The organism is Paenibacillus nitricinens, from assembly GCF_052056485.1.
GTDB classification, from domain to species: domain Bacteria; phylum Bacillota; class Bacilli; order Paenibacillales; family Paenibacillaceae; genus Paenibacillus_AQ; species Paenibacillus_AQ nitricinens.
The window spans coordinates 1606699-1631026 of sequence record NZ_CP183948.1 but is presented as its reverse complement, the minus strand read 5'-3'; the positions used below and the strand labels follow the sequence as shown (position 1 = coordinate 1631026).

Sequence of the window (24328 nt, the reverse complement as noted above, 5' to 3'; positions counted from 1 at the left end):
TTCCAACCCCAAATCTTGAATTACTTAATCTCAATTCCGGCGCTCGCATAACCTGTTAGTGTAGTTGTCATGTCTAGACCCGAAGTTATCGTAGGGATCACTACTAACATTAAGCGGTCGCCAGCCTGAACAGAAGTATTTAATCCTGTGCTTGATCCGTTACTAGTAGATCCGACAGATATTATTCCTGTCAAACTGGGCGCCAAGGATACTACTGCACCACTAATAGGAGTAAAAATGTTGCTGTTACTATCCGCTTTAAATAATTGTGCTGAAACGTTTAAGGTCGTGCCGATTAAAGCCATTGCTACAGTTGAGCTGAAGAAAGCATACATTGAAGTAATCGTACCATTACGTGGAATGATAAACGCTTGGTTGTATGGATCTTTTGTAGGATCAGAACCATTACTTTTAGTTAAATCTATTTTTCCACCTACTATATTAGCTCCTGAATACGAACTACCAAATCCAAGCATCGCCACTGTGTTGGTTGATCCCCCCAAGGCTGTCTTTATGGTAATTGGTGCTCCGGAAGAGAATGGAATTATTGTTGATGCGCCTGATGCGCCAGCTGCCCCGGTTGCTCCGGTTACTCCTTGAATGCCTTGCACTCCCTGTGGTCCGATCGCTCCGGTTGCTCCAGTCGCTCCAACTGCTCCAGTTACACCGTTAGCTCCAGCCGCCCCGGTTGCTCCGGTTACTCCTTGAATGCCTTGCACTCCCTGTGCTCCGGTTGCTCCGATTGCTCCAGTCGCCCCGGTTGCTCCAGTCGCTCCAACTGCTCCAGTTACACCGTTAGCTCCAGCCGCCCCGGTTGCTCCGGTTACTCCTTGAACGCCTTGGACTCCCTGTGGTCCGGTTGCTCCAGTCGCTCCGACTGCTCCAGCTACACCGTTAGCTCCAGCCGCCCCGGTTGCTCCGGTTACTCCTTGAATGCCTTGGACTCCCTGTGGTCCGGTTGCGCCAGTTGCTCCAACTGCTCCAGTTACACCGCTAGCTCCAGCCGCCCCGGTTGCTCCGGTTACTCCTTGAATGCCTTGGACTCCCTGTGGTCCGGTTGCGCCAGTTGCTCCAACTGCTCCAGTTACACCGCTAGCTCCAGCCGCCCCGGTTGCTCCAGTTACTCCTTGAATGCCTTGGACTCCCTGTGGTCCGGTTGCTCCAGTCGCTCCGGTTGCTCCTACAGCTCCAGTTGCGCCAGTTGCTCCAACTGCTCCGGTTGCTCCCGTAGCGCCTTGCGGTCCACTGGAGCCAGAGGACCCGTTTTGACCTGCTGCGCCAGTTGCGCCCGTGTCTCCCTTATCACCTTTTGAACCTGTCTGGCCTACTGCCACCATTCCTAATACTTCAACGAAGGAAGCCACTCCTCCATTATGGATGAGCGTCACCAATGCCCCTGTAGGCAACACACCCTTGCCATTGTCTCCGAACAGAACTGAATGGGTATTGATTTCGAACTTCGACGTCTGGCCGCTGCTGCTTAACAATTCGATAGAATTCTTCGACATCGAGACGACAGAGCCATGGATAATTCGATCGGATACCGTGCTCGCAAATATTTCCGTTTTAGATAAGATAGCAGCAAACTCGGCACGAGTAGCCGTCTGCTTAGGTTTAAAAGTATTATTAGGGAAACCCGAAATGACATTACGGTTTACTGCAGCATTAATGTAGCCTGCTGCCCAGTCCGATGCGTCTGACGCATCCGAAAAACCGATGTTGCTATCCTTAAACTCTATCGCCTCAGATTCCTTGCCTGCCGCACGAATAATTAGACGTGTTATCCACTCGCGACTTGCTTGCTCTTTTCCCCAGATGACGGTGTTTGGTCTCTCTTCCTCACTTGGGATTACTAGGCCGATATCAATGGCTTGCTGTATCCATACAGTAGCCCATGAATCCACAGTGAAGGGCAGGCTCGTTCCATTTTCTTTTGGTTGCTCATATCCCATGAACCTAAGCACCATAACTACCGCTTCCTGATTCGTGACTGGACGGTTCGGGTTGAAGTTGCCTGAACCATCTCCTTCAATTACCCCTAATGCGGACGCTTTGGTAATATACTGGTACGCCCATGAAGAAGTATTGACATCGCTGTAAGCCGCTGCGCTTGCCCGGGGTAGAATACCACTAAAGGCAGGGCTCAATGGTGCAATTAACTGACTCATTAAAATAAATGCCATTGAGCTCTTGTAGGCTAATTGATTCCCATTCTTCTTGCCACTTGCCTTCGCTCTCTTTAGTCTTGCCATTAACAATATCCCCCTCAAGTATATAAAGTTACGTATTGCTTTAAATAATCGCGATTTGCCATGACGCTCGGATGCTTCGGTACATAACCCCTAGCTAATTCATTGTGATAGTTAGCTTCTTCGTGTTGACCTAAGCGATCATAACAAACACATAATTGCAGATGTGGCAGCCACGTCCATGCCGAATTGTCTATTCTAGCGTTAGGCTCAGTCGGCTTAGGAACTTCTGTGGCTAGCTTGTACCAAAAAACAGCATTCTCGAACCGTTGTTCAACTAGCTCATAAGACCCTAATTGGCAACAAGCTTCTGCTCGGGGAGGTGACAATGCAAAGGCTTGAAGTGCTTTAAGCTTAGCTTCTTGAAAGCGGCTTAATTGCGCCAATGCATCGGCGGCACGCCGACTCGCTAGCAGCTTGTCCTCCATCCAGCCATCCGGCATTGCAATGAAGGTATCATATTGCTCTATCGCTCGCTGCCATTCGCCGTGATCATACAACTCGTTAGCATAATAAAATAAATCCCGCGGAGTGAAGCTCGCCTGCGCTTCTATCATCCCCTCATAGATAAGCAGATTACGCGAAGACTGCGTATGCTTTCTATCATGCGTTATGCCTAACTCGGCATAGAGTACTTTGCCTTCGACCTCCAGGTACTCATGAACGATTCCAATCCAACGAAAACCACAACTTCGTCTAACCAGACGATTCCGCCTTAAACTCGAAGTTACGCTTCCGTCCTTATCTCGATCGAGATAATAATGCATCGATACGGCATCGATGTCCCATGGCAATTCGGATACAATGGACTCTAGAGCCTCTGCATCCTCTGACTGCAGATAATCATCCGCATCCAACCACAGCAGATACTCTTGAGTGGCGAGACTGAAGGCATAATTTCTTGCTTTGGAGAAATCGTTCACCCATTCGAAATCATAAACCCGAGCTCCATAAGAAGCCGCGAGCTCTTTGGTTCCATCACTCGAACCCGTATCCACAATAATGATCTCATCGACTAGCTCCCGCACGCTGGATAAACAACGTCCTAAGGTTTGCTCTTCATTCTTCACGATCATGCATAAGCTGACCGTGACCTTTCGCGTACTGCAATGCAATGACGAAGTTAAATCGAATCCCCATTTACTTATGGCCATAGCACGATTCAAGATTAATCTGTTATTGTACCAATCGGGATCATTGGGATTGACTGAAGGAGGTTCCTTCCGGAAGACTACGCATCCTTCCGCTATGTAAATATCCAGATTCATAGATAATGCGCGATAACACAGATCATCGTCCTCATAGGATTCAACCTCAAACCTCTCATCGAAGGACCCCATCTGCTCAAAATAGCGACGCGGTATCATCATTAGCAAACTGACAAGCCTAGGAACCCGGGTCCAAGACATCGATTTCCCAATGGCAAGCATTGACGCCGACTGATAGAGTTGCTCCATGTTCTGATAAACAATCGGAATCCTTTGGCCACCGCTAACGTCATTCATCCTCGGACCCACGATCGCAGCATTCGGATGATGGTCCAGACAGCCCGACAACTGCTCAAGCCACCCCTCATTTACCATGATCTGATCGCGGATAAATACAAGACGATCACCCGATGCGGACCGCGCGCCCAGATTAAATGAAGCTGCAACCCCTTTACTCCTGCTATGAATGACATGAACACCGTATTCATAAGCAAGGAAATTCGATACTTCGGCAGATTCATTATCCGAGACAACAATAAGTTCATAGGACATAGACGTATATTGCTTAATTCGATCCAGACATTGTACGGTTACGTTAAAGTGCTGAGCCAACAATATAATGCTAATATTCATTCGCTTTGTACCATCCATTATGATTTAGTTGTAGATCGCTTCCAAATACGATTAATTCCCTAAAGCCCCATATTTCCTCCAGCATTCGACAATTCACCTAAACCTACCATTCTACCCGTGGTTCAATCAAGACAACTAAAGTTGCTATTTAAAACTCACCCGTACATCAAGAAAATTATCGATTATCTCATCTTTTTTCATACCACTACCTGCATCTTGAACATGTCATTCCAACAATATATATAAAAAGAGAGCATTTAAATAGTGTTCGTTGTCATCACTTTTGTCATATGACAATATGTTATTTAATGGATTTTTTATAATTAAATGTGCGATGAACAGGAGAATTTAGGATCATTAATCCAATCCTCTGAAAACAAAAAAGCTACCTCTAAGGGTAGCCTTTGTCATAAAATAACGTTATTTGGAGAACGTTGAGGATCACTCCCTCAAATTCCACTTCATATTTGATCTAAACTAACCATTAGATAACTATGGCCTGCAAGATTCTCCGAACTTCTTTGAATTGATCTCCTACTCCACAGCCAAAGCATTAAATTCTTGCAGATCCTTGGCTAAATCTTCTTCCGTGTATTTCCCTTGGCCGAATCCAATCAGTGCCCGCAGCGGCATATATTTCATCATCGCCATGAACATTTCTGGATTATCGCCCATCGCATCGCCTAACCCAAAAACACTGCTGAATTTCTTCACTTTATCTGCCGTCCGTGGATTGTCTAGCAAATCACCGACGGTACTGTTGCGATGATATCGTAACGCAAGCGGAACTGTCGATTCCACTTCAATAGAAGCAGTCAGACGAATATCCCTTGAAGAGGAACCGATAGCAATGTCAAAAATGCCACTTTCCACATGCCAATCCCCAATGTTGACGTTGTAATAAGCAAAGGAACGTTTATCCAGTTCAAAAGCAACCTCTTGCTCTTCCCCAGGCTGAAGCGCTAGCTTCTGAAAGCCCTTTAGCTCCTTAAGTGGGCGGATTACGCTGCTCTCCACATCACTAACATAGAGCTGAACGATTTCTTTTCCAGCACGAGTACCTGTATTTTTGACGGTAGCCGTAACTTTTACGGACTCGTTATCTTTTATACTGCTCTTGGAAATTGTTAAATTACTGTATTGAAATTCTGTGTAGCTTAGGCCAAAGCCGAAAGGAAACAGCGGTTCAAGCTCTTTTTTATCATAGTAACGATAGCCTACAAACAAACCTTCTTTATACTCCACTGTATCCCCTTCACCTGGGAAATTAAGAAAGGATGGATTATCACTCAGCTTCATCGGGAAGGTCTCTGCCAGCTTGCCACTTGGACTAACCTCTCCAAACAGTAAATCTGCCACTGCACCGCCAAAAGCCTGCCCACCTAGATAACCTTCAAGAACCCCCTTCGTTTTATGAATCCAAGGCATTTCTATGGGTGAACCATTGCTGAGTACAACGACGATATTGCTTTGCACCTCAGCCACTGCATTGATCAGCGCTTTATGGCTCTCCGGAAGCGACAAATGACTGCGATCATAACCTTCTGATTCATAGTTATCCGGAAGTCCAAGGAACAATACGGCTATATCCCCTTTGGCCGCTATATCCCGTGCCTCTTGTAGCAAAGCTTGATTAATCCCGTCATGATTCAGTTCATATCCTTGTGCATACAATAGCTCGGCAGATCCTGCAAGAGCCTTCATCTCTTCAAAAGCATCATCCAACTTCGTCGGATTCACATGTGAGCTACCCCCGCCCTGATAACGCGGATTCCTAGCAAACTCACCTATAATCGCAATGCTTCCTACTTTAGATAGCGGTAAAATATGATCCTCATTTCTAAGGAGCACCATGCTCTCCCGCGCCACTTCACGTGCCAAACGATGATGATCCTCAACATTAAATGAGGCATTCTCTTTACGGTTCTCGACCGCTTTAAAAACAAAGGTAAGCAACCGTTCCACTGCAAGATTTAACGTTTCTTCCGCCAACTCCCCACTTTGCACCGCTGCGACAATCTTGGCATCGCCAAGTCCTCCGGTGGATGGCATTTCCAGTTCCAGACCTGATTGCAGTGCCTTTACTCGCTCATTGACCGCCCCCCAATCGGAAACGACGAATCCTGCGTAGCCCCATTCCTCTCTAAGAATCTTTGTCAGGAGAAACTCACTTTCTGAAGCATATTCACCGTTTAAGCGATTGTAAGAGCACATCACACTCCATGGCTGACTCTTCTTAACTGCACCTTCAAAGCTAGCCAGATAAATCTCCCGCAGCGTCCGCTCATCAATAACGGCATCAACGGACATTCTCCGGTGCTCCTGATTATTTGCGGCAAAATGCTTGAGTGAGGTTCCTACTCCTTCACTTTGCACACCATTGATATGTTTTCCACCCATCTCCGACGAAAGATAAGGGTCTTCTGAAAAATATTCAAAGTTACGACCATTTAGTGGGGAGCGCTTAATATTTGTTCCCGGCCCGAGCAGAACAGCGACATTCTCTGCCTGGCACTCTTTCCCTAGTGCTGCACCCACACGTCCGATTAAATCCCGATCCCAGGAAGAAGCCATCCCTGCTGCTGAAGGAAAACACGTTGCGGGTACACTGTTATGGAGCCCGAGGTGATCGGCACTCTCTTTTTGCTTACGTAAACCATGAGGTCCGTCCGTTACCATTAAAGAGGGGATTCCGAGTCGTTCAATGCCCTTAGTATGCCAGAAATCAAGCCCTGAGCAGAGTCCTGCTTTCTCCTCAAGGGTCATTTGTGCGATGAGTTCATGAATGTTGGTTTTCATAAAAATACCTCCTCTGAATGTATACTATCCTCATTTTAATCTACTTCATGCCGGATTTATGGTATTATTATTGTATTTTCGGTATTCTTGTTGGGTAAGGGGGCTTTAAAATGTTGAATTATTTGGACGATCATGAAGGAGCTCAATATGTCTGTAAAGCGCTGTATGAATCGCTTCAAATTCCTGTGTTTCTGCTTGACTCCGATCGAAGAATCGAGCTAGCGCTGCCTTCCTCTTCAGAGAGCGCTCCGTGGGCTCATAACATCAATGAACTCCTTTCAGAAATTGCAAATTCGAATAATAGAGAAAACAATTCTTATCACGATAGCTCAAATGTCTCAATACCAATCATTCGCACCACTAATTTCCTAGAGAATTATATCCTTCTCGATCTGCCCTCAGGCAGCAGTAACGGGGGAAGCATTGTGATCGGTCCTACACTCTATACTCACCTTTCAGAGGACAATATGACAAGTCTGATGCGTGACCATGAAGTTCCATTAAAGCTTCAAGAGCAATGGATGAAATACTACCGCAGCTTGACCGTGTTAAATAAAATGAGACTCTACCATACCGCTATGCTGATGTACTCGCTCGTCACTGGAAAGACGTTATCTCTTAGCGAACTGCTACTCGACACCCGAACTCTTGAGCATAAACAGCCTCCCGCAGGCAGTTTGGACTTAGATGTTTCCTATCGACGCGAGAATACATGGTTCCATCACGAGCCTATGCTGGAAAAGGCTCTATTTCACCATATCAAAAATGGGAATAAAGCCGAGCTGCTACGAAGCCAAGCTTCATTCCCCGAAGAAAATTACGGTGTACTCTCTAAAAAAAGTCAGTTACGCAACAAAAAGAATCTGGCAATCTCCTGTATTACGCTCGCTACACGTGCTGCTATTGATGGAGGGCTGTATTGGGAGATTTCTTATACCCTAAGCGACTTTCATATCCAGCATATCGAAGAACTAAAAGACATTCCCGCTGTAGATCATGCTATTCTTAATGCGCTTTGCGATTTCGCTGACCATGTCAGAGAGAGCCGGATGGCGAAATTTTCGCGCACCGTGGACCTCTGTCAGAACTATATTTTTAATCATTTATATGAGGAACTCTCCTTAGATAAGCTGGCTGAAGTCGCTGGATTGAACAGAAGCTATCTCTCCCTATTATTTAAGAAGGAAACAGGATTCACGATCAGTGATTTTATTCAAATCGAACGAATTGAAGAAGCTAAACGATTAATCGAATTACCGGGCATTAGCTTATCTGATATTGCTACGAGGCTGCATTTCAATGACCAGAGCTATTTTACCAAAGTGTTTAAGAAATATACTGGCACCACACCTAAACAATTCAGAAGAAACTGGGAAAGCACGCTTTAAGAATATATGACACGACAAAAAATCTAAAAAGTGGATTAAAGATCAGTGATGGCTGCCAGAACAGTATTGTTGAAGTAATCCACATACATATTTTTAAATGGCTTCTGGTGATCTAGCTCTACGGATAAATGCACCGTAACTGTCTGATAAATCGGATCAACGCAGAGGAAAGGACCTGCCGCGCCCCAGTGTGAATAGGCTTCTGGAGAGAACAAATCTCCACCATCACGCTTCGAGCCGTTAATCGCCCATCCGTACCCCAATACGCTTCTGGAAAAACCTCGTCTCTATATTGTGAGGATACGCCTGGAATTTGGTTGCGGGTCATTTCTTTTACGGTAACCGGACTAAGAAATCGTACTCCGTTATATATCCCACCGTTAAGAAACATCTGGCCAAAGACAGCCAAATCCATAGCCGTGGAGTACGCGCCGCCCCCCGCAGATACGGAATTCAAATTATACTCGCTGTCTACCCATTCCGCGCACGCCGCTTCTGGTGCACGTCTTACTACTTTGTCCAGCACGTCCATGGGTACACGATAATATGTATTTTCCATACCAAGCGGTTTAAAAATGGTTTCCTTTACGAATACATCATAAGCCTGTCCGCTAACGCGCCGGATGATTTCACCCAACAGCTCATAACCATATCCGCAATAAGACATCACCGTACCAGGTTCGTTACTAAGCGGTGCATCATAACCGCCATATAAGTACTTATGCTGATCTGGATCTTGATTAGGTTCGTGTGGAGGGTATTCTCCTTGTTCCTTTTTCAACTGTCCGTTCTGCCAAATCACCTCACCCTCCAGGCCAGAGGTATGTGTCAATAAGTGATGTACGCATACCTTAGTTTTACCTTCACCTGTAAATTCGGGGATGTAATCGGAAACAGGTCTGTTTAGACCAATCTTCCCTTGTTCCATTAACATCATAATAGCGGTTGCCGTAAACAGTTTTGTTATGGAGCATATTGGATATATAGCATCTACAGTTAATTCTGCCGCTCCTGGCTCTGGACCGAATTTCCCGTTCGCTTGATGGACCAGTAGCGTACCCTTTCTTGCAGCAACAATAACTTGTGCCGGTGTGATATTGTCTTCAACCATTTGTGCAGCTGCTATACGTATGCGCTCTACACCGCAAGCCGACACACCCGCTTGTTCTAAAGAATGAAATAATAGTTCTTTCATGGATAGCCCCCCTAAATAAATTTATTCAATACATATACAAACTATTATACAAATATGTTAAATAATCCTGCTTACTCACTATTTACCTGTGACTCCATGGTTAATGGGCTATTCTTAATAAAATAAAACGCTAATCTCGGGTTTATCCCGAAAATTAGCGTTTTATTTTAACCGCATCCACTTCTTCACTAAGAGACCGCTACCTTAAAAGCATCGACATTTAATGCCGTCCCATTGATGGTTAGTGTGGCGTTGTAATAACCGCGATCACCACTCGGCTTACATTTATAATCACCCGAACATCCGCACACAAAGAATTTTGTATTTGTATACCCTGGATATATATTAGTAAGCTTTCGGTAAAACAAATGCCCATGATGTGTAAAAATAGCCAGTACTTTATCTCTCACCTTTACAGGAATAGACGTAAAAAACTTAGCAGTCTCCGCCGCGCTTAATACATGGCTAGGATCGACCGTGATCCCGCTCACTTTTAAAGGCCAATGAAAATCAATAATGTAGTAATGCTGGTCATCTAAATTCTTTAATAGATTTATACTGGCCGGCGAAAATTTTCCAAGCGCACAATTGAGCCATACGTACTTCACTTTGCCCTGTGTCCCAGGGAAATTCATTTGTCCTTCAACAGCCCCTAAATATTGTGTGAATAAGGACTGGGTACTTGCCTCCCAATTTCCAATCGATGCTTTATAGGGGATGCTTCCGAGCGTGCTAGTAACTGTATCCTTGAAGTCCTTGTAGTAGGCATTTGCATTATTTCCATGATTCGCTCCCGCTTGCGTGTTATCTCCTCCAAAAATAACAAACCTCTTATTCCCGCTCCCCACAGCCTTTGGCAGAAGATTTCTAAAAATGCTTGCGCTATTCCCATATCCCACATGGCTATCCCCAATAACCGCGAAATTAATAGTCTGGGCTTTTGCTTTAAGATTCAGATTACGTTTGGGCTTAGGACTGGCAAGAAGCCTTCGCTTCTTAGTGGAGGCTATCTGCTTTTTCATCTTAATCACCTCTTTAAAATGGATGAAGAATTCCTGGTAGTATGTATATTCGATCCAATGTGCTTTCTCTTGGACAGACGTATCCTTTAAAAAGAATATATAGAGCAGTTAATTAACAGGCTTATCTAAAAAGGTAAGATGTTATAATTAGTTCCACAGACGTCAATAATACAGTTCAATCTATAGCATTATAGTTTCAAAATATATTCATGTAACGGAGGCCTTATTTTGAATAACGTTATCCCGGAATGGGCCGAATCTCATTTTCCTTTATATAGCGCTGGCAGCATTCAATCGATGTATGGGACCTCAAATCTACCAAGAGTTCAGATTCATGAGAATCTAACCGTATTACTGGCCGTTGCCGCTGGTAAAGGAAGCCTTGAAGTCAATAATCTAACTTATGAGCTTACGGAAGGAAGCGTAATCCTTCTCCCCGCTAATACTCATGCCTCTTTAATTACAAATCTCCAGCAGCCGCTTCATGCCTATAAGCTCACCATCTGGATTCAAGAGCAGACTCAAGCTATACCTGGCAGTACGATGGTACGAAAAAGCGAAATGGCTTCGAGTTCAAATATGTCGTTATTTCCTTATGAGCCTACCATTGTATCTTGTGTCAAGGAGTTGTATCTTCACCGACTGCCAGATCGAGAAACACGTCATGTACAGAATCAAATGCTCTTTCATCAGATTATTCTACAATTGCTTGAACAGCAGGAAGCCAGATATACAGTCAACGAGCAGCCATCGATGGAACGGAGCATTTCTTACCTGGAGAATCACTTTAGCGAAAAAATAACACGTGAGCACTTAGCCGCCATTGCGGGTGTAAGCAGCTCGCATTATTCAACGCTGTTCAAGCAGGTGACAGGCTTTAGCCAGAGCGAATACTTGTCGCGGCTACGGGTCCATAGTGCCAAGGAGCTTTTGCTTAACGGATCAGGCACGCTTAGAGAAATTGCGCTAAAGGTAGGCTACAAGGACGAATTTTATCTCAGTCGTCGTTTTAAACTGCAGACAGGCGCATCTCCTTCAGGATACAGTCGAAGCTCTTTCCAGCGAGTTGCCGTAATGCTCACCCCTTATGCAAGCCATTTACTGTTACTTGGCTTAGAACCTGCGGTTACCATCTCTGAAAGTAGTGAATATTTGAATCTTTCGGATCAGGAGCCACCTCAGTCGATGAAGTTTATCAACACAAATAGCTCGGCTGAACAGATCCGATCGCTTTTACTTGATGCCAACGTTGAACTGATTATTGCGGCCAAAGAGCATTTGGAAGAATACGGATTGAATGCTGGGCAGCTACGGGCAGTAGCCCCTATTATGGAAGTCTCTTGGAACGAAATCGGCTGGAAAGATCAGCTCCGCCTAATTGGCCGAGCCATTCAGCGGAGTGAACGGGCGGAGCAGTGGCTGAACAATTTTGAACAAGAAGAGCTAGAAGCCCGCGAAGTAGTGCAGCACAGCACTGTCGCTAAAGATATTGTCACCATTCTGGTGATTAAGCCTGAGGAATTACTCGTTTACGGAGCACGGAATGTTGGTTATGTGATGTACCAATCCCTTGGGCTTAGAGCTCCGACCTTGATTGACAATGAGATAAAAAGACTGGGAGATCAGTTCCATTCGATTTCAATCGAGGTTTCTGATCTTGCAGATTATGCAGGAGACCGAATTTTAGTCATTGTATTTCCCGATGCCAAAGGCTCTACCGCGCACACTGAAGCGATCTTTCAATCCCCTTATTGGAGCCAGCTTTCCGCAGTGCAGCAGAAGAAAGTCCATTTACTTGATCTGGATGATTGGGTTCCTTATAACCCCGCTTCGATTCGCTTACAACTAGGACGTGCTGTAGCTTTATTCAAAGGCAAATAATAGTCCAAGTCTTTTTTCCAACAAAAAGGCATGGTTAGGCACATAAGGGATCCCTATAATGATTACAAATGCGAATGATTCTCATAATCACTCTAAAGCATAGGCTGAAGATTGATTTACACGGTTTGAATTGTTCAAAGTAACACTGTCATACAAAAAAAGGGGAGAATGATTTAATGAGAAAGATATTTATTCCGTTTGTACTTATTATGGGGATTGCACTCAGTGCTTGTGGGGGAAATCAGGCGAAGAATGATGCTAGTCCTACAAACAGTCCATCTTCTACTCCTGCTGCGGAGTCAGAAAGTGCGACTTTTACTTATCAATCCGAAGACGGACCTGTTGAGGTTCCAACACATCCTCAGCGTGTCGTTGTACTCACCCGTTTTTTAACAGGGAATGTCATGGCACTTGGTGTACCTGTTGTAGGTGTAGACGAAATGTCCAAAACCAATCCACGCTTTGAAGAACAGCTAAAAGACGTAGAAGCGGTTAGCGATGAAAGCCTGGAGAAAATCATTGAACTGCAGCCGGATCTGATCATCGGGCTCTCCGATATTAAGAATATCGATAAATTTAAGCAAATCGCACCGACCGTTACTTATACTTATAATAAAGTGGATTACTTAACCCAACAGCTGGAAGTCGGTAAGTTGGTCAATAAAGAAAAAGAAGCTCAAGCTTGGGTTGATGATTTTAGTGCCCGTACCAAAAAAGCGGGTGAAGAAATCAGAGCGAAGATCGGTGATAATGCCACTGTCTCTGTTATTGAGACCTTTAATAAGCAATTGTATGTATACGGGTATAACTTTGGTCGCGGAACTGAACTCCTCTATGGGGACTTCAAGCTTGGCATGCCAGAAACAGTAAAGGAAAGCACCAAAACAGATGGATTCTTTGCTGTCTCGACAGAAGTGCTGAAGGATTATCTGGGCGATTACGTTATTTTCAGTAAAAATGCGGATGAGGACAATTCCTTCCAGAATACAGAAATCTATAAGAGCATCCCTGCTGTCAAAAACAATCGCGTGTTTGAAGCTGATGCAAAAGCATTCTACTTTAACGATCCACTTAGCTTAGAGTACCAGTTGGAATTCTTTGAACAACAATTTCTTGGAAAATAAAGATAATGACTACGAAGCAAACTTCCATTCCATATTTATATAAGCTGCTTGGTAGCGTGCTGGTAATGGTGATATGCCTCGTGATTGCTATGTTATTCGGGGCTAAAGAAACCACTTTCAATGATCTGTGGCTCGCCATCACCTCAAATTCAAAAGCAGACAATGTCCTTATTCTGCGTGAGATCCGGCTGCCTCGCGAACTCGCCGCCATGCTGATCGGTGCGGCCTTTGCCGTATCTGGTGCTATCATGCAGGGGGTTACACGCAATCCATTAGCCGACCCAGGCCTGCTCGGTCTGACCTCGGGCGCGAATATGGCGCTGGCTCTTACGTTTGTATTTCTGCCGGGACTGAATTATTTTGGTACCATGATCGCTTGTTTCTTTGGCGCTGCCCTAGGAGCCGTACTAGTGCTTGTTCTCGGTTCTGTTCGCCAAGGTGGCTTCTCTCCGATTCGAATCGTACTCGCCGGTGCAGCGGTATCTGCCTTTCTGTATGCTATCGCAAGTGGCGTAAGCATTGCCTTCAAAATATCCAAGGATGTATCCATGTGGACAGCGGGTGGATTGATTGGCACAACCTGGGGCCAGCTTCAGGCTATCGCACCTGTGATCCTCATCGGCATCGTGGTCGCATTAATATTTTCAAACCAGTTAACCATTCTTAGCTTAAGTGACGAGGTAGCCATCGGTTTAGGCCAAAACCTAGCTTTGGTTAAAGGGATTCTATTCACTCTTATTATTCTGCTGACTGGAGCATCGGTTGCTCTAATTGGAGATATGGCTTTTGTGGGGCTGATGATTCCGCATATTGTCCGTAAGATTGTCGGTACCGATTACCGGTATATATTGCCGATCTCGATCTTTACAGGTGCATCGTTCATGCTTCTCGCGGATACAATTGGACGGACAATCCATGCACCTTATGAGACGCCAGTGGTCGCCGTAGTAGCTATGCTTGGGCTACCTTTCTTCTTGTTTGTTGTTCGGAAAGGAGGTAAAACACTCTCATGATCTCCTCTGCTCCCGTACGAAAGCAACGTATTATCCTATGTGTATGCAGCGGATTGATTCTGCTGACAGCAATCGTCAGCATGGGAATCGGATATTCTTCTCTATCTTTTGACAGACTGCTTCCGGTTCTATTCGGGCATGGAACCTTTAAAGAGGACTTTGTATTATTCTCTGTAAGATTGCCGCGGATTCTGATTACATTGCTGGCAGGCATGGCCTTGGCGTTATCCGGTTCCATTCTGCAAAGCGTTACACGAAACGATCTAGCCGACCCCGGTATTATTGGTATCAACTCCGGTGCAGGTGTGGCAGTCGCTGCTTTCTTTCTCTTTTTCCCGGTTAGCGCCGGATCATTCATTTATGCGCTGCCGCTGGTTGCTTTCATAGGGGCATTACTTACGGCAGCGTTAATCTATCTTTTTTCATATAGTCGGACCAAGGGGCTTGACCCTGTTCGGTTAGTGCTTGTTGGGGTAGGGTTCTCCCTAGCGCTGTCTGGCGTTATGATCGTGATCATTTCCTCCGCGGATCGTGCCAAGGTAGATTTTATTGCTAAATGGATCGCGGGGAATATATGGGGTACAGATTGGCCATTCATCTGGGCTTTACTGCCTTGGTTGATCTTACTAGTTCCCTTTACCCTGTACAAATCGCAGCGACTCAACCTGCTCAGCCTAAGTGAAGTATCTGCCATTGGTGTCGGGCTGAATCTCGAACGTGAACGTATCGTTCTGATTCTCACGGCAGTTGCAGCTTCAGCCTCCGCAGTTTCTGTCACAGGTGGGATCGCCTTCATCGGACTGATGGCTCCACATATTGCGAAATCGCTAGTCGGCCCGCGTAATCAGATGTTTATTCCCGTCGCTGTGTTGTTGGGCGGCTGGCTACTTCTGATCGCGGACACCGTTGGCCGCAATCTCGTCGATCCTGACGGTATTCCGGCAGGAATCATGGTGTCGCTAATCGGCGTACCTTATTTCGCTTATTTATTGCTTAAGAAATAAGCATTTGTTTAGACAAAAAAACCTCGGCACATTTACCGAGGTTCTTTCTACTGCCACTCTTATTTATATAGGCTGAATAAAAGATTATAACGAATAGCGAGAAGGATCGGAGGGGAAGTTTGGAACTGTAGCAACGTAGTGACCGCCTTTGTCATCAGATTTCAACCGAGAAGAGCGGTATCTAATCAGCTAAATCTTCATATCCTTACCCGTATAATCTACAAACATGAAATGACCTTCCCGTGTAGTTCGCTTCTCGATCAGGTCTAGGATTCCCTCGGCACTATGATTAGGATTTGTTGGTGCCTCTGCCCCGCCCATATCCGTTTGCATCCAGCCGGGATGCACGCTGAGTACTTGAATCCCGCGTTCTTTTACATACACATGCAGCTGCTGTGAGAACATATTGAGCGCCGTTTTGGAAATGCCATAAGGATAGTCGTTCGGGTAAGCATTCGTTATACTTCCTGCTTCCGACGATATATTGATGATCGAGCATTCGGGTTCCGTGAGTAACGGCAAGAAATGCTTAACCACTCGCATTGGTCCATACAGATTAATATCCATCGTTGTGAGCATATCTTGGAAATCCAATACTTCAATCGATGTATCCCGGGCGCTGAGCACCGCCGCATTATTAATAATGGCACCGAGCGAGCGTCCTTGTTCTTGTAGACTCGCAGCAAGTGCCGCGATTCCCGTCTCGTCCGTCACGTCCAGCGCAGCGATGGTAAGCTTATCTCCATAGGTTTCAGCAAGCTGGGATAACGCTGTTTGTTCCTGAGCGGGACGGCGAACCCCGGCAATAACTCCATGACCACGCTTCAGCGCTTCAGCCGCCAGCTCATAACCTAGTCCACGTCCTGCACCGGTAATAATAATATTCATAATTACTCCTCCCCGTTATCCTTATCGTTCTCTAGCAGCTCCACAATCACCTTTAACTCCTTGAAAGTGTCCATATAAGCATAACGCCCACCGGTATACTCACCCTTTTGCTGAAGTGGGAAGCCTTTGCCTTCTAGCAGCATTATCTTTTCTTTCATTCCTTCAACCACAAAAGCAATATGATGAGGTCCCTCACCATGCTCATTCAAGTAATCGCGCCACGTACTCGGCTCATGATCCGGTTCAATCAATTCCAGCTGCAAAGAGCCCATATCAAAAAAAGCCAGCTTAGCCCGCGCCTGCGTCGCCACGCCATTATGCCGTGTCTGTGCAACATCTTCTGTATCTGTAACGATAATTTCCGGCTTTTTGAGTCCAAAAAACTCGGCATATGCCGTACTTACCTTTTCAACATCATTCACTAATATTCCAATCTGCGTAACAAAATGATTGCCTAGCCATCCTGACATGCGTATCAACCTCCTATTAGTCTGACAAGTCCACCATACCGATTCTTTGAAAGGGCTGTCAAGCCCGAAAAGAAATCGCTCCGAGCCAGTGAAAATAAAGCCCAGCCACTTTCGGCGCTATCAAAGGCATTTTTGCCTCTCTTTTCTCCAAATCGACCACTTTCAGCGCTATCAAAGGCATTTTTGCCTCTCTTTTCTCCAAATCGACCACTTTCGGGATGGCGTAAAATAAGTTGTGTACCAGGATTTGGAGCCTAGCCAGGCAACAAAAAAGTAGGGTATTCTCGGGATTGCGAAGTCCACCAAGAAAGGAACCCTACTCGATGACTATTTTACCCGAAAACCAACTTAATAATCTATTTGAAAATCTTGTCACTCAGTTTGTAAAAGATAACATGGAATCCATTATGCGCGCAGAAATCCAAGCGTTCATGTCGAGCGATGAAGCAGGTGCACGCAACAGCCGCAACGGATATTACACACGAAACCTGCATACGAAATACGGCAATGTGGAGGATTTAGAGGTTCCCCGAGACCGCCAAGGTCTGTTCCAGACTCAGTTGTTTGAGCCGTACCAGAGACGGGACGGCTGGCTGGAAGAGGCGGTAATTCAGATGTATAAGTCGGGCATGGGCACCCGGGATGTAGCCCGTTTTATTGAAAGTATGTTTGGCAGCCACTATTCCCCCACAACGGTCAGTAATATAACAGCTACGGTACTTGACGACATCCACCAGTGGCAAAAACGTTCGTTAAACAAGCGCTATTCCGTGATCTATCTGGACGGCTTGTACGTCAAGCTTAAACGCGGGACCGTCAAGGGAGAAGTCGTTTATTTCGCGATGGGGATCGACGAAGATGGGCACCGGCAAATTCTTGGCTTCTATGTAGGTGGCCAAGAGAGCGCAAACGGCTGGCGAGAAGTGTTGAAAGACCTCTACAACCGAGGCGCACAGGAAGTACTGCTCGGTATATTTGACGGGCTACCAGGACTCGATGCTGCATTTAAAGAAACCTACCCAAAAGCCGATGTGCAGCACTGTATTGTCCACAAGGTTCGCTCTACCTTCCCTAAAATCCGGATCCAGCACAAAACGGAAGTGATTGAGGATCTAAAGACCATCTACACGGCGCAGGACCACGATCTGGCGCTAGCTGCGTTTGATACGGTAAAGGCAAAATGGGGCAAGCTGTACCCCAAAGAGATGCGGTCTTGGGAGGAGCAACTCTCTACCTTGCTAACGTTTTACAAGTATCCGGCACTCGTGAAAGAAGCAATCTACACCTCCAATCCGATTGAACGAATGAACAAGGAAATCCGAAAGCGCCTAAAGCCGATGAACAGTCTCACGAATATGGATGCGGCAGAGAAAATTGTCTACCTCGACGTGATGGACTACAATGAACGTTTTAGCGAACGAGTGATTCGCGGCTTCGGTGATCTGGAGGTTAAGAAGAAACTGAACAACATGTTTGAAGCGCGGTACCCGGTGCAGGAAGGGCAGGAAGAACTGCCTAATTTCCCCGCCCCAAAGAACATCCACACCCACTAACAGATACCCGAGAAGCTACTTTCTGTTCTCTTACACAAACTTCTTGACGCTACCACTTTCGGCGCTATCAAAGGCATTTTTGCCTCTCTTTTCTCCAAATCGACCACTTTCAGGGCTATCAAGGGCATTTTTGCCTCTACGATACCGTAACTGGTTAAGATTACTTTGTGCGTGATATTACTTTTTGTTTCGCTTAATCACCAATCCGGTTATAGAATGAAAAGTTTACATTAACAAAAAGGGGTGAGGAACGATGGACCATAGAAAAAGATCACGCCTGATACAGCAGTTTATTTTTGTCGGGCCGACTTCCTTGTTTTTCTTTATGATTGTGCTGATTCCTTTCTTTTTAGGACTCTATTATTCATTTACCAACTGGAACGGAATCTCGCGTCATGTGGAGTGGGCCGGACTCCGGAACTATCTACATATATTCACGAAGGACCCTTCCTTTCTTCATTCATTCTGGTTCACAGCGAAGTTCACTTTATTTGGCCTGGTGCTGACCAATCTGCTCGGCTTCGCACTCGCTTATGTACTGACCCGTAAGCTGTTCACGCGTAATGTCCTGAGAACGGTATTTTTTGTCCCTCATGTCATTGGTGGACTTTTGCTCGGGTTCATTTGGCAGTTTATTTTTGTAAGAGGATTCTCCTCGATTGGACAGGCTACGGGCTGGTCCTTCTTTAATCTTCCGTGGCTGGGCACCGGAGGGACAGCCTTCTGGGCGATAGTGATCGTATTTGTCTGGCAAAATGCAGGGTACCTAATGGTCATCTACATTTCTGCAATCAACAACGTTCCCAAAAGCCTGCTTGAAGCCTCAAAAGTGGATGGCGCCGGACGCTTTCAGGCTCTACGCCATGTCATCATCCCGCTGGTTATGCCGGCTGTAACCGTTTGTCTGTTCCTTTCTATCTCCTGGTCGTTTAAGCTGTTCGACCTTAACCTGTCGCTGACCAAGGGTGGTCCCTTCAAAGCTACCGAATCTGTAGCGTTGAATATTTACAATGAGGCCTACACTATTAGCCGATTCGGGATGGGCTCAGCGAAAGCGATGATTTTCTTCGTCATTGTGGCCTTGATCTCCCTGCTACAGGTTAGAGCAACTAAGAAAAGAGAGGTGGAGCTGTAATGGAGACTACCGCCAAGAAATTCAATGTGCCCCTGCTTCTCGTCGAAGTGATTGTGATCCTGCTGGGCCTTCTATTCCTAGTACCGTTTTACTTTCTGCTAGCTAACTCGGTTAAAAGCTATAGTGAGATTCTTTCGGATTCCGCTGCGCTGCCCTCCGTATTCCAGTGGAGCAACTACGCCGAAGCTTGGAAAGCCATTAATTTTCCTCGTGCCTTCCTAAACTCTTTTATTATCACGGTGATTAGTAATATTCTGCTAGCGTTCCTCTGCTCTATGTGCGCTTACAAAATGGTCCGCAATAACAGCTTATATAACCGCATACTTTATATTGCCTTAGTGGCCGCTATGGTTATTCCATTTCAGGCGATCATGATCCCGCTGGTGCAAGTCGTTAGCGGTCTGGGCGTCATGGATTCAACCGCAGGTTTGATTTTAGCGTACCTTGGATTTGGCGCCCCTATGACTGTATTTCTGTTCCATGGCTTCGTCAAATCGGTACCTCTTGATATTGAGGAGGCTTCGAGAGTAGATGGCAACAGTCCTTATGGTACCTTTTTCCGGATTGTGCTTCCGCTCATGCAGCCGATTATTGTCACTGTCATTATTCTAAATACCCTGTGGATCTGGAACGATTACTTAATGCCTTCGCTTATTCTGCAGGACCCGGTGCTTCGCACCATTCCCATCGCCACTTATAGCTTCTTCGGACAATATACGAAACAGTGGGATTTGGCGCTTCCGGGACTTGTGCTCGGGATTACGCCTGTGGTCATTTTTTTCCTAGCGATGCAAAAATATATTATTGAAGGCATTGCCCAAGGCTCCGTAAAGGGCTAACGATACATGTTATTTTCAGCCAGAGAGGATGAATGAATATGAGAACCAAACGTGGAATTCTCCTCGCATGCTCCCTGCTGCTGGCTGCCCTGACAGCCGGCTGCGGAGATAACAGCGACAATGCGAATGGAGTTAAAACCGTGCATATCTACCAGTTCAAGGTTGAAATATCTGAAGCGCTCGCTTCGCTTAAGACTGAATTTGAGAAGGAACACCCCAATATTAAGCTGGAGGTCCAAAGCGTCGGTGGCGGGACCGATTACGGCGCCTCCCTACGCGCCAAGTTCTCATCTGGAGATGAACCGGATATCTTCACCATCGGCGGCAACAATGAACGTGATATGTGGCTGGAATATCTGGAGGACCTGAGCGGCGAAGCTTGGGTCAAGGATGTAAAGCCACTTGCAGCAGAACAAATGACCATCGATGGCAAGCTCTATGGCATGCCGATGAATCTGGAAGGATACGGCTTCATCTATAATAAGGACCTATTTAAAAAGGCCGGCATCACCGAGAAGCCATTGACGCTAACCGCTCTGCGCGAAGCCTCAGAGAAGTTGAAGGCGGCTGGCATCACACCTTTTGCGAATGGCTACCAGGAATGGTTCGTGCTTGGCAATCATAATGTGAACGTACCTTTCGCCCAGCAGCCTGATCCGGAGGCATTCATCGCCGGACTTACAGACGGCTCCAAAACCTTCGCCGGAGACCCTATTTTCTCCAAGTGGATCGATCTACTCGACCTTACTGTAGAGTACGGCAATAAGAACCCTCTCTCGACAGACTATAATACCCAAGTCACTATGCTAGCGAGCGGAGAAGCCGCAATGATGCAGCAGGGCAACTGGACGCAAGGACAGATCGATGGTATCGATCCTAATCTAAATTTGGGTATCCTGCCGATGCCCATTGATGACACCCCCGAAGACAACGACAAGCTGTATGTAGGCGTGCCAAGTAATTGGGTGATCAATAAAAACTCCCCCGTTAAGCAGGAAGCCAAGGTCTTCCTGGATTGGCTGGTCACCTCCGAGACTGGGAAAAAGTATATCACTAAGGAATTCCAGTTCATCCCTGCGCTCGACAGCATTAAGGGCACCGAAGAAGATCTTGGAGCGCTGGGCGCCGAAGTGTTAGCCTATACCGATAAGGATCAAGCACTTACCTGGAACTGGACCCGTCTGCCGAACGGGATGCCACAGGAATTATCCAGCAGCATTCAAGGCTATCTCGGTGGAAAGCTGACGAAAGAAGGCATGCTGAAGGAATTTCAAGTCAACTGGGATAATCTCAGTGTGCAGTGAGTAACCCGCTCTGCACATCAAAAGCCGCGCAATGATGCGCGGCTTTTCCTTTGATCGCATTCATTTGACTAGTTAGCACGCAGCATACTTATTTGTCTGGCAAGATACACTGGCGTATAGGGCATGTCATCTCGAAGCCAAGAAATAACCGTGCCAATTAAGGCTGCAGAACCGTACCAAACGGCAATGTCCTTCTGTATGGGCATCTTGGAATGATCAGCCGCACCCTCCTTTTTCTCCTGGTGTGCAGAAATGATTTCCGCCATCAAGTCAAACAGTCGATCAGTAAAAATCGGGCTCCGTTTCGATGTGAGTATAACTTTGTAGAATTTTGCATTTTCCGCAATATGCTTTAGCAGACTCTCAAGTATTCTTAAATTCTCTTCTTCAACCGATTCGTGATCATTATCTTCGTTGTTCACTACTTGTAGAATGTCCTCCACCATTTCATCCGCCATCTTTTCTAACATATCCGGCAGGTCCCGGTAATGCAGATAAAAAGTAACCCGATTGATTTTAGCCCGCTCTGCAATACGGTTTACTGATATTTTCTCAATATCCATTTCCTCAAGCAATTCAATCACAGCATCTCTAAGCAATTGACGTGTACGAAGTACCCGTGGATCTGTACGTTGCGATGTGTTATTCATCCTACTCTCTCCAATCTTTTACATTCATATCGTAAACTACATTTTTTAATAAATTGTTGTTTTTTCATGAGAAAACACTACAAATTTAAAATAAATGTAAACTATTTTACATTTTTTCGCAAATCGTTGCTTGATTACATGAAAATTTCATTTATAATCTAATTCATGCATTGTAAACTATACAACACACTGTAAATTTAGTCCATGATCGACGATTTGAAAGGATGGAGTGGAGTGAGTACAAAGACAGAAGTAACAAGCAGTTCCGTAAAAAAGGGACCCATCTTATTCATTATGATTTTGGGCGCCTTTCTTGCAACACTGAATCAAACGGTAATGAGCGTTGCCGTTCCGGAGTTAATGCATGATTTTAATATCACGGCTGCTACCGCTCAGTGGCTCACAACAGGCTATATGCTGATTAATGGGGTTCTGATCCCAATTACAGCATATTTGATGCAACGGTTTACGACGCGAGAGCTTTTTCAAGCATCCATGTTTATATTTTTGGCTGGAACGATCGTTTCGGCTCTCGCAACTAACTTCCCTATTCTGCTGACCGGTCGTATGATTCAGGCAGCTGGTGCCGGGATTATCATGCCACTGCTCACGAATGTCATCTTGACCCTGTTCCCTCCGGAAAAGAGAGGGGCGGCCATGGGGATGGTAGGGTTAGCCATTATTTTTGCGCCTGCCATTGGACCTACTCTAGCCGGATATATTTTGGAGCATTATTCTTGGGAAACTATGTTCTATGGCATGATTCCTTTGACCGTTATTGTAATTATCTGCGGATTTATTTATTTAAAAAATGTATCGGAGCGCATCTTTCCCAAGTTGGATATTGTTAGCGTAATTCTTTCTACGATTGGTTTTGGAACCTTGCTGTATGGCTTCAGCCGCGCTGCAAGCGCAGGCTGGTCAAGCGCGGAAGTGCTGTTGTCTCTGGGCCTGGGTGTCCTTTCCCTTGGCTTGTTTACTTGGAAACAGCTAGCTTCCCAGAACCCGCTGCTTGATCTTCGAGCCTTCAAATACAGTATGTTTTCCTTAACGACTGTCATCAGTATCGCAGTTACCATCGTGATGTATGCAGATATGATGCTGTTGCCTCTGTATCTGCAGAATGCCCGTGGCTTTACAGCGATGGAATCCGGCTTGCTGCTGCTTCCTGGTGCACTCATTATGGGTTTACTAATGCCGATAACCGGGAAGCTGTTCGACCGGTTCGGGGCAAAATGGCTTGCCATCATCGGTCTACTCATTACAATTGCAACTACGCTAAGCTTTGTGAACTTAACGGACTCAACCAGTTATATGTATCTGGTCTATATGTCAACAGGACGCCGGATCGGGATGGCTCTGCTCCTGATGCCTATCCAAACTTTAGGTCTAAATCAATTGCCTTCCAAGCTTAGTGCGCACGGTACAGCGATCTCGAATACCATTCGACAAGTGGCTGGCGCCGTGGGGACTTCCCTACTCGTCACCGTAATGACGAGTCGTACCACAACGCATATGAAGGATATGCTAGCCTCCGGTAGCACACAAAACGGAACACAGGAACATATGATTATGGAGGCTTCCATCCAAGGTATCAATGATTCCTATCTAGTCATTGTTGGTATCGGCATTCTCGGCCTGCTGCTCTCTTTCTTCATTAAACGTGTTGGGCAAGCGCCTGATCTTGAGCAAGAACCCGAAGTGAAGCTCAAAAAGATCATCGCCAAAGAAGCTTAATATATAAAAGCAAATAGCACTATTTAAAGTAAATTGCAAAAGAGATCAGCAATGTTAATCATTGCTGATCTCTTTTTAGTCTGACAACTACCCTGCTTACAACCTCGGACGGTTCACTATCCTGTATCCTGAATATAACCTCCACTCGTTTCTTAAAAATTGCCCATTGCGCAATTTTACCCTTTGGGCAATAATATAAAAATAGAAAATAGAGCACAGAATATCCTCTGTACTTA

General features: G+C 45.7%; 19 protein-coding genes. 10 read left to right on the top strand and 9 right to left on the bottom strand.

Annotated elements, in window-relative coordinates:
- Positions 1–20: 20 nt before the first annotated feature.
- The 3 genes from ACN6KS_RS07295 to ACN6KS_RS07285 form a co-directional block, all read right to left on the bottom strand.
- Positions 21–2252 (bottom strand): exosporium glycoprotein BclB-related protein, encoded by a 2232-nt coding sequence (locus tag ACN6KS_RS07295; protein WP_440961685.1) that lies wholly within the window; start codon positions 2250–2252, stop codon positions 21–23.
- A gap of 14 nt (positions 2253–2266) precedes the next feature.
- Entirely contained in the window at positions 2267–4090 is a 1824-nt protein-coding gene (locus ACN6KS_RS07290) for a glycosyltransferase (RefSeq protein ID WP_440961684.1), read from the bottom strand.
- A gap of 534 nt (positions 4091–4624) precedes the next feature.
- A complete protein-coding gene (locus ACN6KS_RS07285) occupies positions 4625–6889 on the bottom strand; it encodes a beta-glucosidase family protein (protein WP_440961683.1) in 2265 nt (754 codons plus the stop codon).
- A 110-nt stretch (positions 6890–6999) separates the two neighbouring features.
- Between ACN6KS_RS07285 and ACN6KS_RS07280 the strand changes: the two genes are divergently transcribed.
- Positions 7000–8277 carry a helix-turn-helix domain-containing protein gene (locus tag ACN6KS_RS07280; protein ID WP_440961682.1) on the top strand — a complete coding sequence of 426 codons (1278 nt, stop codon included), beginning with the start codon at positions 7000–7002 and terminating at the stop codon, positions 8275–8277.
- 118 nt (positions 8278–8395) lie between these two features.
- On the opposite strand, the gene ACN6KS_RS07275 is transcribed toward ACN6KS_RS07280, so the two are convergent.
- Positions 8396–9472 carry a serine hydrolase domain-containing protein gene (locus ACN6KS_RS07275; protein ID WP_440961681.1) on the bottom strand — a complete coding sequence of 359 codons (1077 nt, stop codon included), beginning with the start codon at positions 9470–9472 and terminating at the stop codon, positions 8396–8398.
- 188 nt (positions 9473–9660) lie between these two features.
- Entirely contained in the window at positions 9661–10494 is an 834-nt protein-coding gene (locus tag ACN6KS_RS07270) for a metallophosphoesterase family protein (protein WP_280787478.1), read from the bottom strand.
- Positions 10495–10722: 228 nt separating this feature from the next.
- Here ACN6KS_RS07270 and ACN6KS_RS07265 point away from each other — a divergent pair, with 228 nt between their 5' ends.
- From ACN6KS_RS07265 to ACN6KS_RS07250, 4 genes are all read left to right on the top strand, one after another.
- Complete coding sequence (locus tag ACN6KS_RS07265; protein WP_440961680.1) at positions 10723–12375, top strand: helix-turn-helix domain-containing protein; 1653 nt, start codon at positions 10723–10725, stop codon at positions 12373–12375.
- Positions 12376–12551: 176 nt separating this feature from the next.
- On the top strand, positions 12552–13499 hold the full coding sequence (locus tag ACN6KS_RS07260) for an iron-hydroxamate ABC transporter substrate-binding protein (protein ID WP_042185910.1): 948 nt from the start codon (positions 12552–12554) through the stop codon (positions 13497–13499).
- A 5-nt stretch (positions 13500–13504) separates the two neighbouring features.
- Complete coding sequence (locus tag ACN6KS_RS07255; RefSeq protein ID WP_440961679.1) at positions 13505–14512, top strand: FecCD family ABC transporter permease; 1008 nt, start codon at positions 13505–13507, stop codon at positions 14510–14512.
- Positions 14509–15516 (top strand): FecCD family ABC transporter permease, encoded by a 1008-nt coding sequence (locus ACN6KS_RS07250; RefSeq protein WP_094872244.1) that lies wholly within the window; start codon positions 14509–14511, stop codon positions 15514–15516. The genes ACN6KS_RS07255 and ACN6KS_RS07250 overlap by 4 nt, the downstream gene beginning before the upstream one ends.
- Before the next feature lie 189 nt (positions 15517–15705).
- Here ACN6KS_RS07250 and ACN6KS_RS07245 read toward each other — a convergent pair whose 3' ends face one another.
- Genes ACN6KS_RS07245 through ACN6KS_RS07235 form a run of 3 tightly spaced genes read right to left on the bottom strand, consistent with a single transcriptional unit; the run spans position 15706 to position 17055 of the window.
- Positions 15706–16404, bottom strand: coding sequence for an SDR family oxidoreductase (locus tag ACN6KS_RS07245; protein ID WP_094872242.1), 699 nt, complete (start codon positions 16402–16404; stop codon positions 15706–15708).
- A 2-nt stretch (positions 16405–16406) separates the two neighbouring features.
- Entirely contained in the window at positions 16407–16874 is a 468-nt protein-coding gene (locus ACN6KS_RS07240) for a VOC family protein (protein WP_094872241.1), read from the bottom strand.
- 58 nt (positions 16875–16932) lie between these two features.
- The gene (locus ACN6KS_RS07235; RefSeq protein WP_341134058.1) at positions 16933–17055 is read right to left on the bottom strand and encodes a hypothetical protein; all 123 of its coding nucleotides are present in this window, start codon (positions 17053–17055) and stop codon (positions 16933–16935) included.
- 142 nt (positions 17056–17197) lie between these two features.
- On the opposite strand from ACN6KS_RS07235, the gene ACN6KS_RS07230 reads away from it, so the two are divergent.
- The 4 genes from ACN6KS_RS07230 to ACN6KS_RS07215 all read left to right on the top strand — a co-directional run bounded on the left by ACN6KS_RS07230 (position 17198) and on the right by ACN6KS_RS07215 (position 21705).
- Positions 17198–18427, top strand: coding sequence for an IS256 family transposase (locus tag ACN6KS_RS07230; RefSeq protein ID WP_440961678.1), 1230 nt, complete (start codon positions 17198–17200; stop codon positions 18425–18427).
- Positions 18428–18680: 253 nt separating this feature from the next.
- The gene (locus ACN6KS_RS07225; RefSeq protein ID WP_440961677.1) at positions 18681–19562 is read left to right on the top strand and encodes a carbohydrate ABC transporter permease; all 882 of its coding nucleotides are present in this window, start codon (positions 18681–18683) and stop codon (positions 19560–19562) included.
- Positions 19562–20401 (top strand): carbohydrate ABC transporter permease, encoded by an 840-nt coding sequence (locus ACN6KS_RS07220; RefSeq protein ID WP_076284347.1) that lies wholly within the window; start codon positions 19562–19564, stop codon positions 20399–20401. The genes ACN6KS_RS07225 and ACN6KS_RS07220 overlap by 1 nt, the downstream gene beginning before the upstream one ends.
- A gap of 38 nt (positions 20402–20439) precedes the next feature.
- Positions 20440–21705, top strand: a complete 1266-nt coding sequence (locus ACN6KS_RS07215) for an ABC transporter substrate-binding protein (protein ID WP_256990641.1) — start codon at positions 20440–20442, stop codon at positions 21703–21705.
- Between the two features lie 68 nt (positions 21706–21773).
- Here the strand turns inward: ACN6KS_RS07215 and ACN6KS_RS07210 are convergent, their stop codons facing one another.
- Positions 21774–22355: a TetR/AcrR family transcriptional regulator gene (locus ACN6KS_RS07210; RefSeq protein ID WP_094872235.1), complete on the bottom strand. Its 582-nt coding sequence runs from the start codon at positions 22353–22355 to the stop codon at positions 21774–21776.
- 294 nt (positions 22356–22649) lie between these two features.
- Between ACN6KS_RS07210 and ACN6KS_RS07205 the strand changes: the two genes are divergently transcribed.
- Positions 22650–24092, top strand: a complete 1443-nt coding sequence (locus ACN6KS_RS07205) for a DHA2 family efflux MFS transporter permease subunit (RefSeq protein WP_256989924.1) — start codon at positions 22650–22652, stop codon at positions 24090–24092.
- Positions 24093–24328 lie beyond the last annotated feature (236 nt).